Source organism: Parabacteroides timonensis (assembly GCF_900128505.1).
Taxonomy (GTDB): domain Bacteria; phylum Bacteroidota; class Bacteroidia; order Bacteroidales; family Tannerellaceae; genus Parabacteroides; species Parabacteroides timonensis.
Map to the genome: position 1 here is coordinate 3,583,644 of NZ_LT669941.1, position 16,891 is coordinate 3,600,534.

General features: G+C 43.1%; 13 protein-coding genes and 1 pseudogene. 9 read left to right on the forward strand and 5 right to left on the reverse strand.

Features of this window, described 5'->3' with window-relative positions; all coding sequences use genetic code 11:
• Positions 1–9: 9 nt before the first annotated feature.
• From BQ7394_RS21955 to BQ7394_RS26575, 3 genes and pseudogenes are all read right to left on the reverse strand, one after another.
• Positions 10–456, reverse strand: coding sequence for an HU family DNA-binding protein (locus BQ7394_RS21955; protein WP_075559363.1), 447 nt, complete (start codon positions 454–456; stop codon positions 10–12).
• Positions 457–566: 110 nt separating this feature from the next.
• A pseudogene (locus BQ7394_RS21960) lies at positions 567–1,273 on the reverse strand (virulence RhuM family protein).
• A gap of 291 nt (positions 1,274–1,564) precedes the next feature.
• Positions 1,565–4,858, reverse strand: a complete 3,294-nt coding sequence (locus tag BQ7394_RS26575) for a DUF6383 domain-containing protein (protein WP_139317739.1) — start codon at positions 4,856–4,858, stop codon at positions 1,565–1,567.
• A 1,320-nt stretch (positions 4,859–6,178) separates the two neighbouring features.
• On the opposite strand from BQ7394_RS26575, the gene BQ7394_RS21970 reads away from it, so the two are divergent.
• The 6 genes from BQ7394_RS21970 (at position 6,179) to BQ7394_RS21995 (ending at position 10,142) form a co-directional block, all read left to right on the forward strand.
• Complete coding sequence (locus BQ7394_RS21970) at positions 6,179–6,934, forward strand: hypothetical protein (RefSeq protein WP_139317740.1); 756 nt, start codon at positions 6,179–6,181, stop codon at positions 6,932–6,934.
• A gap of 130 nt (positions 6,935–7,064) precedes the next feature.
• Positions 7,065–7,553: a hypothetical protein gene (locus tag BQ7394_RS21975; protein WP_075559366.1), complete on the forward strand. Its 489-nt coding sequence runs from the start codon at positions 7,065–7,067 to the stop codon at positions 7,551–7,553.
• Positions 7,553–7,813, forward strand: a complete 261-nt coding sequence (locus BQ7394_RS21980) for a hypothetical protein (RefSeq protein WP_139317741.1) — start codon at positions 7,553–7,555, stop codon at positions 7,811–7,813. The genes BQ7394_RS21975 and BQ7394_RS21980 overlap by 1 nt, the downstream gene beginning before the upstream one ends.
• Entirely contained in the window at positions 7,785–8,117 is a 333-nt protein-coding gene (locus BQ7394_RS26355; protein ID WP_075559368.1) for a PDDEXK family nuclease, read from the forward strand. The genes BQ7394_RS21980 and BQ7394_RS26355 overlap by 29 nt, the downstream gene beginning before the upstream one ends.
• Before the next feature lie 442 nt (positions 8,118–8,559).
• Positions 8,560–9,444, forward strand: coding sequence for a DUF4373 domain-containing protein (locus BQ7394_RS26360; protein WP_082212086.1), 885 nt, complete (start codon positions 8,560–8,562; stop codon positions 9,442–9,444).
• 149 nt (positions 9,445–9,593) lie between these two features.
• The gene (locus BQ7394_RS21995) at positions 9,594–10,142 is read left to right on the forward strand and encodes a hypothetical protein (RefSeq protein ID WP_139317742.1); all 549 of its coding nucleotides are present in this window, start codon (positions 9,594–9,596) and stop codon (positions 10,140–10,142) included.
• Positions 10,143–10,416: 274 nt separating this feature from the next.
• Here the strand turns inward: BQ7394_RS21995 and BQ7394_RS22005 are convergent, their stop codons facing one another.
• Positions 10,417–11,376, reverse strand: a complete 960-nt coding sequence (locus BQ7394_RS22005) for a helix-turn-helix domain-containing protein (protein ID WP_075559370.1) — start codon at positions 11,374–11,376, stop codon at positions 10,417–10,419.
• Between the two features lie 184 nt (positions 11,377–11,560).
• On the opposite strand from BQ7394_RS22005, the gene BQ7394_RS22010 reads away from it, so the two are divergent.
• Positions 11,561–12,433: a DMT family transporter gene (locus BQ7394_RS22010; protein ID WP_075560170.1), complete on the forward strand. Its 873-nt coding sequence runs from the start codon at positions 11,561–11,563 to the stop codon at positions 12,431–12,433.
• Here the strand turns inward: BQ7394_RS22010 and BQ7394_RS22015 are convergent.
• Positions 12,417–14,591, reverse strand: a complete 2,175-nt coding sequence (locus tag BQ7394_RS22015; RefSeq protein WP_075559371.1) for a sensor histidine kinase — start codon at positions 14,589–14,591, stop codon at positions 12,417–12,419. The two genes, BQ7394_RS22010 and BQ7394_RS22015, sit on opposite strands and share 17 nt — an antisense overlap.
• A gap of 202 nt (positions 14,592–14,793) precedes the next feature.
• Here BQ7394_RS22015 and rpoN point away from each other — a divergent pair, with 202 nt between their 5' ends.
• Together rpoN and BQ7394_RS22025 are read left to right on the forward strand one after the other, a co-directional pair.
• Entirely contained in the window at positions 14,794–16,248 is a 1,455-nt protein-coding gene (rpoN, locus tag BQ7394_RS22020; RefSeq protein WP_075559372.1) for an RNA polymerase factor sigma-54, read from the forward strand.
• Between the two features lie 11 nt (positions 16,249–16,259).
• Positions 16,260–16,880 carry a phosphatase PAP2 family protein gene (locus BQ7394_RS22025; RefSeq protein ID WP_075560171.1) on the forward strand — a complete coding sequence of 207 codons (621 nt, stop codon included), beginning with the start codon at positions 16,260–16,262 and terminating at the stop codon, positions 16,878–16,880.
• The last annotated feature ends 11 nt before the right edge of the window (positions 16,881–16,891 follow it).

Here is a 16,891-nt window from a genome sequence, read left to right on the forward strand (position 1 = left end):
AACTGTCAACTATTCAATCACCGGTCTGTCGTCCTCGTCTCCGCTTCCGGAGTCGCCGTCTTCCTTCTTTTCGGTAGAAGTGAAGGCGACCAGCTTCTTGGTGTTGCGTAGCGCTGCACCCGGATAGAAAAGCACGCGTGCTCCTTTGACATCCGCCTGGGTGAACGACTTCTTGTCGGCAGCACCCCTGCTGGAGAGTGAGAGGCGGAAATTACCGAACTCACCCAGCTGCACGATACGCCCTGCACGGAGTTCCATGTCGAGAATGAAGTTAAGGTTGTCCAACACTGCTTTCACATCCGCACTGGAGACGGTAGATCGCGCCCCGATCATAACACACAGTGTGTCCATGTCGGTGTAGCCGTTGTAATCCGGTATTGCATAAGTTTTTTCCTGTATTGCACCGCCTTTCAGGTCGGTCACTTTTCTTGTTACTAATTTGTAGCCCTGAGCCATTGTTTAATAAATTGTTTTTAAGGTTGATAATTTGTTGTTTTGTCTGATTGACAATACAAAGGTACAACGGGCTGAAAAGGCGGAGTTGAGTTGTGTGCAGATGGATCCCATTAAATGATCTTTTGCATAATATCCTTTATTTCCAGGTTTAATTTAGAAAAGGCGAACCACTTTTTACCGAGGTCTTTCAGCGAAGCACCGATATGATAAATATCTTTGTCATCAATCAACAGGAATCGATCGTGCGATTGTTTAAACTGATTGATCGTGATCGGCTCATAATTGATTTATGAGCCGATTTTATCAGATCAGCAGCAAATTTATAGGCGTCGAACAGTTGGCCATCGAAGAAAATACCTTCGACGGGAGGAAGCGACGTTTTTATAAAGAAGTCGATCTTTTGGTCATGTTCAACCAGTTTGGCTTCTATGTCTTCAATTTTCTTGTTGATAGAATAACCTTTTAGTAAATAGTCTTTCAGAATCTTGCTGGCCCAAATACGGAATTGTGTTCCACGCCTTGACTTAACTCTGTAACCGACAGAGATAATAACATCAAGGTTATAAAATTTCTGTATTCTTTTTACCATTCTGCTCCCCTCTTCACGAACTTGTAAGAAATCCTTACAGGTTGAATCTGTTTCCAATTCTTGTTCGGTATAAATGTTTTTAATGTGTAGTGTTATATTTTGAGAGGTTGTCTCAAATAAGTCTGCCATTTGCGCCTGAGTCAGCCAAACGGTTTCATCTTCCATTCTGACTTCCAGCTGTAAAGTTTTTTCCGGCTGATAAACGATGATCTCTCCTTTATTTTTCATAGCTATACGATTTTGTTTGTGGTAAAGTTAAGATTATTATTTATCTGATAGTTGTTTTTAGGAAAAATATATGTCATTTCTGTGTATTAAATAACGAAAGCCCGACGGAATAATCCGCCGGGCTTGTTTTTGTCTGTTGTTGCTCTTCACAGAGATCGAACAGAAGAACTTTATTTCATTACTTTAGTATTAATATCGACCGCTTGTTCGCCCTCGCGGGGTAATTGGTTGATTTTTGTCCGATATCACCGCGCAGTCAAATTTAAATTTATTGATTATAAATAGTTTCTATTATTTTACGATTGCCTTTACAGCAGCTTCACCTTCAACAGCTACTACAACTACACCTTGAGGAGCAGCGATTGTAGCGTTGTCAGAAGAAAGAACTGTGTTAGCAACTGTCTGGCCAAGAACGTTAGTGATAACAACTTTCTTGCCTTCAGCACCCTTGATCGTTACATCACCGTTGCCGGCAATTACACTGATTGCAGAAGCATTGAGATCTTCGTTGGCAACAACGTCCATACCTTCTGTTGCACCATTAACCATGGTGTAATAAGATGCCTGGCGAGCCAAAACTACGTTACCGTTCAGATAAGCTACATAATAACCTGTTGCCGGGTTGTAGATAGCATATTCTTTTTCATTTTCCGGGTTGATTTCGAATGCGAACAAACCGAAGTTATCGTCTGTCGGAGTTACATCCAGATGTTCCTTGACTGCTTTACCGAATTCTTCAGAAACTTCAAATCCTTTCAGCCATTCAGCCTGTCTTGAAGCGATGATGTCAGTTGATACGGCACCGGCTTTCAAAGTGTCTTTTGCACTCGGTTTAACAGAAGCTACGATCATTGTATCAGCAATATGCTTGGCATCTACGAAACGAAGTCTTGCAAAATGTTCAGTATTTGTGTAGTGGTAGCAATAATCTTCTTTCTTGATGTCTTTATCTTTTGCATATACGATAGAGTCGTACATAGCGAACAGATATTTACCAACTACTGTATCGTTCATTGCATAGTGTGTACATTCAACCGGATGACCATATTGATCCTTTTCACCAGAATGTAACGGACCTACTTTCTCACCACGTTTTGCACCTTTTTGTGCCAGGTAATACAAAGGCATTGTGTTGCCGGCTCTGTTCACATAAGCAGTGTCTACAGCGATACTGAATGCTACTGAATCGTAAGCCAAGCCACCCATAGATTTTAATGCTGTTGACGGAACGCCTTCTACCAGGAAGTCGTTTTCGCCGCTAGCCAACATATAAGCAGAATTACCTACCAGGTTCTGAACAGAATACAGGTTGATGTTAGCCAATGTTGTGTCGCTTTCAGCCTTCAGGTCTTTCAGGATGTCTGCATACTTAGGAGATGTAGATTCATACAAACCGAATTCGTCGGCGATGTCTTTCTTGTACAGATCATCTTCATTGTGCAGGTAACCAGTACCAACGTTTACATATACTTTTTTGTCATCAGTTTTTGTAACCATTACATATTGTCCGTCTTCTTTTTCTTTCAGGAAGAACTGTGCAGCTTCTTCTGCATTTGTAATCGTTGGATTCAGGATATATTTACCATCAGCATCTAATGTCACGAAACGTTTTGTAACTCTTTCCTGCAGTGCGTAAGGAATTCTGCGTAATGAGTCGTTTTTGTTTACAATTGCTTCATAATATTTAGTTGTTTCCTTGTTGATACCGTAAGCTAATGTATCGATAGAAGGAATCAGATAGAATGACAAACCTTCGTCAGTCTTTACGTTAATGCTCAATGTGTTGTTGTGAACACCTGAGTTCTGGATGAATACAGGTTCGTCAGAAGGATTGTTTCTGATACCCAGTTTGTAAGCTGTGCTCAACAAAGCAACTTTGTCGAACTTACCACCATTGGCATAACCGCCCAAACGAGCAGGTGTAAGAGACTGTTCTGTCAGTTTCAGAGTGTCGACAGCTTGAGTGCCCACAGTTACTTGACTAACAAAATAGAACTGATCGGTTGTGTTTTCAACCAGATAGATAACATCACCAAGATTAACATTATCACCAGTTTCTCTATTCTTCATAGTGAACTTGTTAGATGCTGCGTCTTTGTCGTAAAGAACAACCCACTGTCCTTCCGGTCTGTTAGCTAAGAATTCAGAAGATTTTTCCCAAGAACTTGCTTCCGGATGAATAGTATATCCGGTAAGAATAGCACCATTTATTTCTTTCTTATCAACAACAGTTACACTAAATGCTTTTCCCTTGAATGCATCAATAGTTACAGCAGAAGAAGCACCAAAGCCGATCTGTGCCCATTTTTCAACAAGAGTGTTTGAAGGAATTGCCATCAATGTATTTACATCACCTGTTGTAGAAATCTGAGGACGTACAGTTGCATCTACTGTCATTTTACCGTCTGAATCCGGGAACTTAGCAGCAACAGTAATGATCATATTGTCATTAGTTGCAGCTTCTCCGTCATTCAAATTGTACTTAACAGTCATCCATGCGTTATTCACAGGAACATCTTTGTTTGTGTCGTTAGCACCTAACAGAGCTGCACCGGTAAAGTTAGAGAATGCATAACCATAACCTGCTACTGAGCTGGCTGCAGAAACTGATTTTACTTTGTCAACAGCAACCAATGTTGCAGCATTGAAAAGAGGCATAACTTCTTCAACATCTTCATAATCTTCGATTGAGATAACACCTTTTGTTGATGCAGCCAACAGCTCTTTACCTCCTTTATTGCTTACAACGAAGAATATTTTTGAGTCAGTAGAACTTTGGTCGATTTTTCCAGTTGTAGTGCTAGTCGTATTTCCTAGCATCTTCTTTACAGATTCGATCAATGCTTTTTCAGCATCAGAACCTGCACTCTTATCAATATCAGCAGCACTATTTGCCAATGTAATAGTAATCGCAGTCAACTGTTTGTTAAACAGACCATTTTCAGCCGAAGTAATAACAGTTGAGCCATCCTTTGCATTCAGGATGAAGCCGTTGCCCATCTTCGAATTCAGGTCAGCAATTGGCATATCTGCATCATCAACTGTGTAAGCGATTAGAGCTGTACCACCAGTACCCATTTCCCAAGTCGTATTCAACTTAATCTCTTTGTCGGTAAAAGCAACCACTGGTTTACCACTCAAGCCGGCAGCTTGCAAACCTCCGTCTTTTGTGTACTCTGCAGTAGTCAACCATGTCAGCTTTGTAATGGTGTTGTTAGCATCGTTGACAGAGGGTATTTCTCCTGCATTTGTAAATGTCAATACACCGCCTGTTCCTTTGTTCGTTAAAACAAAATCCCAACCTCCATTACGTTCTATTGCAGTGATTTTCCATAAAGAGTTGTCGTTTTGATCACTAACAGCCGTATTCAAAATTGTCAATTTTGAAAATTTAGGAGGCCCTGCTACTTCTGCCAATTCGCCAGCAGAAACAATATTATCAGAAGCATCCTTCAGGTAAAAAAATTGAGTGCCATCAAACTTAGTTCCTTCTGGAGCCTTGTTCGTTTGCGCATTCGCAGTAGTAAACAACGCACCTACCATTAGCAGACCCGCTGTCATCAGCGTAGAAAACTTTTTGTTCATAATTTAAAATTTAATATTAATAATAGTGTTAAAATAGCGTCGCAAACCTTGTGAATCCTGCTCTACACCTTTCCCCTTTCTTTCCCTAACTATGTATTTGTTAAAAGGTGTTTAGCAAAATGACGAGATTAATCGATCCTTTTTTCTCGTCATTTTTAGAATGGATTTTGATTTCATACCGGAAAGAGAGAATTTCATACAAACTTTGTTATGTAGTTGATAAGAAAGGCTATATATTTGTAAAAATAAATTTGAAAAGAATTGTAGGTTCAAAAAACAGTTGTACCTTTGTGACGAGAAAAAAGGATCGATTAAATTAGTCATTCCTATTTAACATCTTATCCACCTGTATAACAGAGTAATATATTTCAAAAAACACCTATTTTCCATCGTTTTTTAACACTTCCTTCATTTATAAATAAGACTCTGGTATGCAAATAGTTAATGACTCCTTCCGTTGTTTGCTTCCCTGTATGTAAATAGCTGTATAGTAATGAATTAAAATCTGAAGTTTGCTTAGAAGCTGTTTTGGATTTATTGTTTGTTTCAGTTATTATCAGATATGAACTATCTCTCTTTACAAGGCATAGCCTTGTGCCGCAGGCTATATTTTGCCGTCTGCTTCAGCTGACGGACTAATAATCAGGAGGCAAAGCCTCTTCCCTTGTGGGCTTAAGCCCCTTTAAAACAGAGACAAGCAGTATATATCAATGGGGTTAAAACCCACAGAGGAATCCGGCAAAGCCGGAGCATTTAATCTATCCGTCGGTTAAAAACCGACGGCAAAAGAGAGCCTGCGGCATGAGGCGGAGCCTCATAAAAGACTCAGTTTTTTCTATCTCCGAACGTGAAGCCCAATTGTCAATTAAAATAATCCCCTTTCTTTTTATCCAACATAAGCCACCCCCTCATCAATGTTACTTAGCCATTACAGGTTCATTTGTCGGAAAACCTGATTTACATATAATGTACGCGACTGCAGGGCGAAAAAATTTATTTGATTTTTCCGGCAGAAACCTTTGTTTGTCAGGGAATAATACCTACATTTGTAAACCCAACTATGTATGATAACCCAACGGACTTTCTTCCCCGAGGTAGAGATACTATTGTTTTTTTACAATAACAAATCTTGCTCTTTATAGTATATCCGAATGTATTTTCAATTTCTTCCGAATGAAATTTTATTTTCTCCCGAAAGGAATTTTACTTTCTCCCGGTACCTCGTTTTTTCGTATCAGGAAGACGATTTCGGAATACAGATGAAAAATGACAATAACTGTAACTATATAATTATTTACTAATTTTTAAAACCTTAAAGTAGTGAAGAAGCATAAAATCTTGACTAAGAAACAGGACAATCTGATTGTCGCTGTTCAAAATGGAGTAGGCATACTCAGTGAAAATGCCAACCGAAGCCTGGCATGTAAGACGGACGGTCTTCAATTGATCAGCCGTATCGACCATGAAGGCGGTATGAACGAAACCTTGGCTACCGAAACCGAAAGCTATCTCTCGCAGTGCCGCAGCACGCTGTCGGGCATGAACACGGCCCGCAAACCGTTTACCCAACAACTGACGGACGTGCAAAAGCTATTCGTTTCCCTTGAAAATGAGATCGACCCCACGAAAAAGGACAGCCCGGCAAATGAACTGGCCGGCCGTCTCAACGCGTGGAAGCTGGCTCAGATACGCGAAGCCGAAAAGGAGGAACAGCGCTTGGTAGCTAATTTCCAGCGCACCGAAAAGCGCGTTGCCGGACGCGACGACCTGGATGAGGCACAGAAGGCAGTTGCCCTCAGCCGTGCCGGGAGTCGTCTGCAAGCCGGATGTGCTATCCTGAAAATGAACGCTATAGCCACCGAGCTAGAGCCTATTGTAACCGAACCCGAAGGTTATATCGACCTGTTGCGCCTGTGGTGGCAGGAGATTGGTCGAAACCTGCCCGACAGCGATTTGCAGCGTATCTTCCGCCCGATGTTGTCGTATGCCCGCAAGCAAGCCCGCAAAAATATCCTTATCGACAGTGTTTACGTAGAATATCGCCCGGTACCGAAAGGGATCCAGGCGGCTTCGTAGGGGCGGGTTCCAAACCCGCCCAATATCAACAAGATGTGATCTTTGTCACAACGGGCAGGTTTGGAACCTGCCCCTACGAGGACGGTCATAATGTTTCATTTCTGCAAAAAAATAGAATTACCACAAAAATATGAACAATAATTCAGTAACCTTTTCTCTGGTTTCCGTCAAGGACGGGAATTTCAAAGCCCGCTATGAAGCCTTTACGGAAAGTACGGGAGACAACCGCGTGATCACCTACGAAAACACAGCGCCTGTACACAGCGACTTGACGGAAGCCTTGCAACGACTGGTGTATCATATGGTCAATTTCATGGCAATGACGACAAATAGTGACAACCTGCTTATCACCGGCCTGCAACGTCAGAACTGCGGCAACGCACAATTGCTGACCATCTATGCACGTAAGGAAAACCAGCTGCATGAGTGTTGCGGCAATATCGTCAGCCGCTTTTATATCGGCCGCGACGAATACCCTTCGATCGACTTACTGCTCGAAGACCTCTCTGCCTGCGAACGTGAAGCGCTGGCGTATATCGAAAACGGTAAACGCCTGGAACACGACACGTTTATCCGTCTGGACGAAAACGATTTATCCATCCTTCATTCTGCCGCCTGATGAAAAGATGCACACTCACCATTGGCTGCCTCTTGGGAGACCAGGCGGCAGCTTGCCTGATGCGACTGATTACAGGCGAAAAAGGTTCGCGCAATTACAATTATTCGTGCGGCGAGGAATACGGATATTTCTACGACCCGTTCCTGAAAAAATGGATGGCATTCGACAACCGGCACAACACTTGCCTGGTCGAACAGTGCAACACCTCGAAAGAGGCCGAAAACTTTCTCTATGACGGAGCAGACCTATTCGCCGCTTAGTGCGCTAATCCGTAAGCACACGGGCGAAGAAGTGGTGGCGGAATACCGTTTCTATCCTTCGCGGGACTGGCGGTTCGACTTCGCCATCCCTTCCCGTCGTGTGGCTATCGAGGTGGAGGGCGGTGCCTTCAACGGCGGCCGCCATATCCGTCCCGAAGGTTACCTGCGCGACATGGAGAAATATAATGAAGCGGCAGTCTGCGGCTGGTGCGTGATACGTGTATTGCCGGCGGAATTGCTGACGTTTAAAACGGTGCGACTCGTTATTCGAGCGGTGCTTTTTCAGTTGACAGTTGACAAGTGACAGTTGACAGTTGGGCTTCGCGTTCAGAACTAGAAAAATTTGAGTCTTTTTTATGAGGCAAAGCCTCATGCCGTAGGCTCTATTTTGCCGTTTGCTTCAGCTGACGGATAGATTAATACCCCGGCTTTGCCGGATTCCTCTGTGGGTTTTAACCCCTTTAGACATATAATGGTAGTCCCTGTTTTAAAGGGGCTGAAGCCCACAGAGGAAGAGGCTTTGCCTCCTATCTTTTATATCCGTCGGTTAAAAACCGACGGCAAAAGAGAGCCTGCGGCACAAGGCGTTGCCTTGTAATGAAAGATAGCTCACATCTGATAATAACTGTCAACTGTCACTTGTCAACTGTCAACTTCAGAAACGTCTCATTTCTGATAAATTCTGAATCTGTTGCTATCTCCATTGACATATAATCTAATTATTCTTTGATAAATTTATTACAATCATGGCAAGACCTATAAAAAAAGGGCTGGATTATTTTCCGGTCGATACCGATATATTTGAGAATATACAAGTGCGCAAATTGAAAAGCCGGTATAAGGCGTCCGGTTTTCTAGTTTACTTCACTATTCTATGTGATGTTTATAAGAAAGAAGGTTACTTTCTTCAACTCTCGGACGATTATGTGTATGACCTTTCTGATCGTATCGGTGAAACGGAAGAAAGGGTTCAGGAGGTAATCGAATTCTGTTTGCAGGCCGATTTGTTTAATAGGCAAAAATACGAACTCTATAAGGTAATAACATCTAAAAGTATTCAGGTTCGGTACATTCAGGCACAAAAGCGATGCAAAAATCCCGTTCGCGAAGAGCTGGACTGCATTAATGTAACAGAAACCCCGGTTATTGTTGCAGAAACTACCGAAAACACGACAGAAAGTGCACATATTATATTAGATAATATTAAAGTAAATACTGAGAGAGAGTGTGTGCGCGAGGAGTCGGTTGAAATTCCGGAAAAAAGTTTCAACGAAAAATGCGCTACCTGGCAAAAGGAACTGCTGGAAGACGAAGAATGGTGTGCTTCCGCTGTCAGGCAATCCGGAATCGGAGCAGATTTCTACGCCATGCTTCCCCCTAAAATGCAGGAATTTCAGGATTTCATCGTTTCGAATGACGAAAAAGAATCCATCAACTCGAAAAAAGATTATGCCCGCCGTTTCCATTTCTGGTGGCTTTATCACGGGGCGAAGAATCATTCCGGCGGCGGCGCGAATACTTTCCAGCTTCGCGGGAAGCCCGAACGTAAATCGCGTGTGGAGGAATTGATGGAAACAGGTAAACGGGCAACGGAAATAGCCCTTAAAATCTATAATTCGCAAGTCGTATGAGTTTGGAAATCAGATTGCAGCACGCCATTGCCGACCGCCGCCTGATGGCTTACCAGCCGGGAGAAATTCTTTCGGCGGTAAATCAGATTTTATTGCAAACCTATGTCCTGCTGAGCTTCGCGCCTCCCAAAGACAATGACCTGGGCATATTGATTGCCAAACTGTCTGCCGACCTACAAGAATCGTATCCCGGCCTGACCTTGCAGGAAGTCGCCCTCTGTTTCGAACTGGGTGCCAAAGGCGAATATGGCGACTTTATGGGATTGAACCTGCGCACTTTCACCCGCTGGCTGAAGTCGTACCAGACGAGCGAACTGCGTTACCGGGCTGTTGTGCAGCGTGAGCGGCTGGCGCAGGCGGCTCTGCCGCCGGTCTCCGAAGACTATAAGGAAGAACACGAACGGACGTATCTGCTCCGTGTGTTCGCGCAATACCGTGCCGGTTATCCGCTCGACCGCCTTTATCCGGCACGCGTCTACCGTTCTTTGCAGGGGCGCGGCATTATCCGCAACACGGCGGAAGAAAAATGGGAAGCCGTGCGGCAAGCTGCCGGATATCGGCCTGCCGGAAATATGATTGTCGGCGAAGATGTGCGGCAGATATTGATCAAACAACAGGCAATGGCGATTCTTTTAAAGCGCTTTTTCGACCGGCTGATCAGGGATGAAAAGGATTTGTTCGGAAAGACGGCTGCATAAGGAAGGGGCTATAAACAATTAAAGCCTGTCTCACGACAAGCCCTAACCAACTTTGTTAACCTTAAATCTAATACTATTATGAAAAAACCACAGTACAAAGATACTGTCGCTGCAAGCTTTTGTCAAGTCTTTTACAGACAATATATGTTAAGCCCGGGCGCTTTCTTCTCCAAAAAATGTTATCGATCACAAAACTATATACACTATAATCAAAAACTGCTAAAATTAACATATCAGAGAGCCGTTTTCCGGATATTTTCCCTACCGGAACACCTTACAGCCGGTCTACGATTTTTCGCTGCTGTTCAAAGAACATGATGCGGTCTTTCTCTCCACTTTTCGAGATCAGGGTAGACGTCCGGATAAGTGAATGTAACCATTTTTTCATCCGCAGAAATATTTCATCATCACACGAAGTGGCATCGTTTAAGGTAAACGACTTAAGCATGGTTACATGGCAATTGCGGGTTTCCACATAACTGTAACTGGTTTCAAAATTGATACTGCTGACAAAAAAATGAACATTCTTACCTTCCTCCCAACAACCACGGGCAGCAAGAGTCTCCATGTCATCGAGGAATTTATGCAATTCTCTTTTCAGCAATTCTATCTCTTCACGGGTAATAAGATAGATACTGGCAAAATATTTAATATCGTTCACCAGATACAAAAATGTCATATTATCGATTATATGATAAGCATTGGCAGCTTGCCTTACTTCCATCACGATCTCGTGATTTATCAATTGGAGCCTGTCCGGAGGATTCACATCACAATATTTGGTAGGAATGGTTTCTCCGCACTGATACATCCATTTGAAAAGATAGAAGCGATAAATATTCCTGTAATCTAATACAATCGACTGGGGAAGAATATTCAGCGCATCCCCTACTTCCGAATTCGGATCGTACCTAAGATGCCTCAAAGAATCGAGGAAATGCTCCAGCATCCCATAATCTTCCTCCCGGGGATGAAGGAAATTCACCATTTTCATCTGGAAAGGCCGGCTCTTTTTCAGGGAACAACCGACAATATGGTCGAGAGAGATATCCAGCTTGCTGGCTATAGCTGCAATTTCAAAGATTGTGAACGGAACATCTCCCCTCAACCGCCGGTAGACGGCCTCTTTTTCTATCATCAACAGATCGGCCAACATACTTGTCAGCTTTCCACGCTCGGGGAACTTCTCTTTGATCGCCATCACCAGGTTTTCATACAACACATCATTCTTCATACTAAAATCTTTCTTTCAAAATTGGTCCTTAACACCTGCAGTTTCTTTGCCTAAACAACCCTACACCTTCCACAAATATATTAAAAAGTTTTGATTATGTGTGCATTAGACAGAAAGAGAGATCATGTTGTTTGTCGTACAATTTGTCGTATATTTGCCGGAGTCTTTAAATTTTGGGCGAAGGATGAAAAATGCATTTATCAAACTTCATATATCTATTTTGCTGGCAGGCTTCACCGGACTGTTTGGGAAACTGATCACCCTGAATGAAGGATTGTTGGTCTGGTATCGTATGATGTTTGCCGCTGTTTTACTGTTCACCATTCTGAAAATCAGCAACAAGCTACAATCTATTCCCCTGAAAGAGCAATTGAAAATTGCCGGAACAGGTTTTATACTGGGCTTACATTGGGTATTCTTCTATGGAAGTATCAAAATGTCGAATGTTTCCGTTGGGGTCGTTTGCTTTTCGCTGGTCGGATTCTTTACTGCTCTGCTGGAACCTTTGCTTATTCGTCGCAGGTTTAAGGTCAAAGAATTGTTATTCAGCCTGATTACCGTAGCAGGGATCCTGCTCATTTTCCGATTTGACATGCGGTATCGTTCCGGTATCATAATAGGTATTATCTCTTCAGCTTTAGCTGCCCTATTCACCATAACCAATAAAAAAGTAGGTGCACATCATCCCTCCCGCATCATGTTATTGTATGAAATGGCCGGCGGTTTTCTGGGATTGAGTTGTCTATTACCTGTATACCTGTACTTTTTCCCTGTCGCAACAATACTTCCGGATATAAATGATTTTCTTTATCTGCTTCTACTGGCCTTGGTCTGCACAATCGGACTATACCTGTTACAGATACAGGTATTGAAGACAATATCGGCTTTTACCGTCAACCTGAGTTATAATCTGGAACCGGTTTACAGTATCATCCTTGCCATGTTGTTTTTCGGTGAAGCCAAAGAATTAAATCTCGCTTTCTATACCGGATTGGGGCTTATCTGTATCTCTGTATTACTGCAAACCAGAGAGGCCCTCATCAACAAGGCAAAGTGAACCAGAAACGGGAGCCTTTACCGGGGGTGGAACTTACGCCGATATCTCCGTTCAGTGCTTTAACGATGGTTTTACAGATAGATAACCCCAAGCCTGTCCCTTGTTTAAAAGAGTCGACCTTAGTAAACCGCTCAAAAACAGATTCAAGATATTTAGTCGAAATGCCTATCCCGGTATCGCATACCTCAAAAAGAACATGATCATCCTTCAATGTGTAAGAAAGAGTTATCGTACCCTGCTCGGTGAACTTTATTGCATTCGACAACAAATTTGAAATAACCTGGGTAACACGTTTAGCGTCCGTATAAAGGGTTATATCAGGCAAAGCGGCCAAATCACACAACATAGTAACCCCTTCCTGAACTTTCAGGCGGTGTACCTGAAACTCCTCACTGCATATCTCTTTTATATTGACTTCACTCAGCGAATACTCCATCACTCCGGATTCAATCTTCGAAAAATCAAGAATATCCGTTATCAGGCGAAGAAGCAGGTCGCAGTTCTTATTGATGATCTTTACATATTCATCTTTATCTTCCCTGGCGTCCATTTCTGCAATAATTCCAGAAAAACCGACAATGGCATTCAAAGGAGTACGGATCTCATGGCTCATATTGGCCAGGAAGGTCGACTTCAGCTTATCGGCCTCACGGGCTTTCTGCATTTCCAGCTCATTCCTGCGCGACTCATCGCGGGCTTGCTGCAGTTTTTCTTCCAGTAGCTTTTCTTGCGTTATATCTCTTATATAACAAATAACCTTACTTGGATGACCGTCTTTGTTTATTTCATGAGCTTGCGCATTGATCCGGACCCAAACCGGCTCAGTTCCTACTGCCAGTTTACAGACAAAACTGCAATTGTCGACTTCTCCGCGAACAACCTGTAAGAAAGGAGACATATCATTCGCCTCTTCTTCCGCGAATTTGCCAAGATTACGTAAATCCTGAATAGACATATAATTGTATGTCTTCATATACTCAAATAACGGGTTGGTGCTCGGGAAATCGTTCAGTACAGGGTTGATATATAGCTCATCCTCCTCTACATTATATTCACCTACAATGGAACGGCCGGATAACAGAACTGCCTTCAGGATTGCCAGGTTATTCTTTGTCTGCTCAGATTTTATCTGGGCATCCGTATTATCTGAAATAATCATTAGATATCCTACCCTTCCAAATTCCGGATCATCCAGGCCGATACCTTTTATTTGCAAATACTTTATATGATCGACAAACGCAGAAGAATAATAACTGGTACTCTGTATAGCGCTGAAATCATAAACCAGAGGAAAACTAAACGGTTGTCCGTGCTTTATACCGTCAAGGATCGGGGCAGGAACAGCCGGATTTTCAAACAAATTAATCCCCAAAAGGTCTTTGCGGGTAGAACCGAATATACGGGCATCCGCTTCATTTAGGTCGATCAGATACCCTTCAGAGTCGTATAACTCCACCCCGACAGGCAAATTGTTAAAGAATTGCTTGAATTTGGTGCTGAGTTCCGATAGATGCTTTCTCGATTCTTCCAAACTGCTTTGCGTTTGCAGGCGTTCGATTATAATAGAGAAGATCCGGGCAATAATATGTAAATCTTCGACATCTTCCAACGTCCAGGAGCGTTGAACCCGGACAGAGTCGAAACCGATAAAGCCTTGTACCTGATTATGAAATGAGAGTGGGAGAATAAGCATGGATTTGAGACGTTGCAACTCAAACAATTTCTTATCGACATTGGCTTCCGGCGGCAACTCGTTCATACTGCACATCACAATATCATGTCCGGACTTTATCGTGTCCATAATCCATGGGATCGTTTCATAGGTAAGTTCGGAATGATCTTCTTTCGGCACTTCGACCCATTTGCTCATCACTTCGCACGGGAAACTCGCCATCCGACCATTATCTTCAAAAATAGCCACATAGCCCCAGTCAGCATTGAAAAAGTCGAGAAGCAACCGCATTGATTTCTCTATCGGCTGTTCCTCTTCGTTGAACAGCAAGACAAGCACCTCCGATATAATACGCTTTATATTGGGAATACCGGAAGAAGAACTATTTACGTTATGTATCTGTTCCTTGTCCCGTATTTCCAATAATCGTATTAACTCTTCTCTGGATAGCTGACTATATTTACTCTTAGTTAGCGTTGATGTCATATAGGGTAACTTTATAAACGCAAAAATATGGAATAGTTTTGATTTTTAAGGCATTTCAAGAAATTAATTACAGGAGATGTATGTTAAAATCGAAAGATAACCGTCAGTCAAACAGTTTCTTTAGAACAATTATGTTTTTAATCATAAGTCTGTTCGGCGTAAAAAGTTATATTTGCATGTTCTAAAGTAGACGATTTTAAATATGTTGAAGCAACAGTTACAACAAAAGTTACAGCAAAAGCTCTCTCCGCAGCAGATACAGCTAATCCGGCTTCTCGAGCTTCCCGCTATCGAGCTGGAAGAACGTATCAAGCATGAGTTGGAAGACAACCCTGCCCTGGAAGAAGGAAAAGATATTGCAGACGACTTTGAACGGACTGACGATGAAGGTGGTGATGATATATCTACAAACGAGACAGAGGCAGACATCTCGCTCGGCGATTATATGACCGAAGACGACATTCCAGATTACAAACTACGTGAAATAAGCGAAAAGACAGAACGCAAAGAAGATATTCCTTTCTCCGTAAGCCAATCGCTGAACGAATACCTGTTACAACAACTCGGATTACGCGACCTGCCCGAGAAACAGGTAAAGATAGCCGAATATATAATAGGTAACATAGACGACGACGGCTATCTTCGCCGCGAACTTTCCGCCATAGCCGACGACCTGGTATTCCAGGCCGGACAAGATGTAGACGAAAAAGAAATAGAAGAAGTACTTGCCATCATACAAGACTTCGACCCAGCCGGAGTCGGAGCACGCAACTTGCAGGAATGCCTGTTATTGCAGCTCAATCGAAAAGAACCGACTGCCGGAGTAGAAATGGCCGTCCGTATCCTTACGGAATATTTCGAAGAATTCACCCGCAAACACTACGACAAGATCATGCGGGGGCTGAACATCAGCGAAGAAACGCTGAAGAAAGCCATCCACGAAATAATTGCCCTCGATCCTAAACCTTGTAGCAGTTGGGGCGGTTCTATGGAAGTAGCCATGAGCCAGGTGATCCCAGATTTCCTGGTGGAAGCTATCAACGGAGAACTGATCTTAAGCATGAACAACCGGGATATTCCCGACCTGCGGATCAGCCGTGATTATGCGGAAATGTTTCAGGACTATGCCGGCAACAAGGCAAACCAGACATCCAAGATGCGCGAAGCCGTACAGTTTGTAAAGCAGAAACTCGACTCGGCCCAGTGGTTTATCGACGCGATCAGGCAACGCCAGGAGACATTACAACGCACGATGGAAGCCATCATCCTTCTGCAACGGGACTTTTTCCTGACCGGAGACGATGCCACCCTGCGCCCAATGATACTGAAAGATGTGGCCGAACGTGCAGGATACGATATATCGACCATTTCGAGGGTTAGTAACAGTAAGTATGTACAAACCAACTTCGGTATCTACCCTCTGAAGTTCTTCTTTTCCGAGTCGATGCAGACCGACAGCGGTGAAGAGATTTCTACCCGCGAAGTGAAGAAGATTATGAAAGAACATATTGACAGCGAGGATAAACGTAAACCCCTTACCGACGAGGAACTCACCACCATTCTGAAGGAGAAAGGATATGTTATCGCCCGCCGAACAGTGGCTAAATACCGTGAACAGTTAGATATTCCGGTTGCAAGGCTCAGAAAAGAAATATAAATTTGAAGCGTATGAGACTGTTTTCAAATATAATATCCGGTATGTTCCACCCGTTGCTGATGGTAACGTATGGAGTAATACTGGCACTGACATTTACATATCTTGCCATCTATCCCCCCACCATGAAGCTGTTTCTGGTTGGCGGTGCGTTCCTGTCTACGGCTGTAGTACCGGGACTTTTCATTTTTCTGATGGTGAAGAACGGAGCAGCCGGCGACCTGGAACTGACAAACCGCAAGGAAAGAGTCGTTCCTTACCTGATCATCATAACCTCTATGATGGTCTGTATCTTCTACATGTATAAGATGATGATACCCTTCTGGTTTCTGTCCCTATTGATGGGAGCCTGCGTAGCCTTGCTGATGTCCCTGTTTATCAACTTTTACTGGAAGATCAGTGCACATACGCTGGGAGTCGGAGGACTGTTGGGAGGCATGATGGGGATTGCCCGTCTCCACCTTATAAATCCGTATTGGGGTTTCATTATCGTGCTCCTGGCAGCCGGTCTGGTCGGTACATCGCGTATCTTTTTAAAACGTCACACACCAATGCAGGTGTATGCCGGCTTTTGTCTCGGATTTATATGTACCTTTGTAGCCTCATTATTGAGTTATATCTATTTATTCATCTAATAAAAACACTA

Coding starts and splice junctions, on each gene's coding strand:
- BQ7394_RS21975 (WP_075559366.1), top strand. CDS start 7,065: ATGAACAATAATTCAGTAACCTTTTCTCTGGTTTCCGTCAAGGACGGG.
- BQ7394_RS22015 (WP_075559371.1), bottom strand. CDS start 14,591: ATGACATCAACGCTAACTAAGAGTAAATATAGTCAGCTATCCAGAGAA.
- BQ7394_RS21980 (WP_139317741.1), top strand. CDS start 7,553: ATGAAAAGATGCACACTCACCATTGGCTGCCTCTTGGGAGACCAGGCG.
- BQ7394_RS22025 (WP_075560171.1), top strand. CDS start 16,260: ATGAGACTGTTTTCAAATATAATATCCGGTATGTTCCACCCGTTGCTG.
- BQ7394_RS22005 (WP_075559370.1), bottom strand. CDS start 11,376: ATGAAGAATGATGTGTTGTATGAAAACCTGGTGATGGCGATCAAAGAG.
- BQ7394_RS26575 (WP_139317739.1), bottom strand. CDS start 4,858: ATGAACAAAAAGTTTTCTACGCTGATGACAGCGGGTCTGCTAATGGTA.
- rpoN (WP_075559372.1), top strand. CDS start 14,794: ATGTTGAAGCAACAGTTACAACAAAAGTTACAGCAAAAGCTCTCTCCG.
- BQ7394_RS22010 (WP_075560170.1), top strand. CDS start 11,561: ATGAAAAATGCATTTATCAAACTTCATATATCTATTTTGCTGGCAGGC.
- BQ7394_RS26355 (WP_075559368.1), top strand. CDS start 7,785: ATGACGGAGCAGACCTATTCGCCGCTTAGTGCGCTAATCCGTAAGCAC.
- BQ7394_RS26360 (WP_082212086.1), top strand. CDS start 8,560: ATGGCAAGACCTATAAAAAAAGGGCTGGATTATTTTCCGGTCGATACC.
- BQ7394_RS21955 (WP_075559363.1), bottom strand. CDS start 456: ATGGCTCAGGGCTACAAATTAGTAACAAGAAAAGTGACCGACCTGAAA.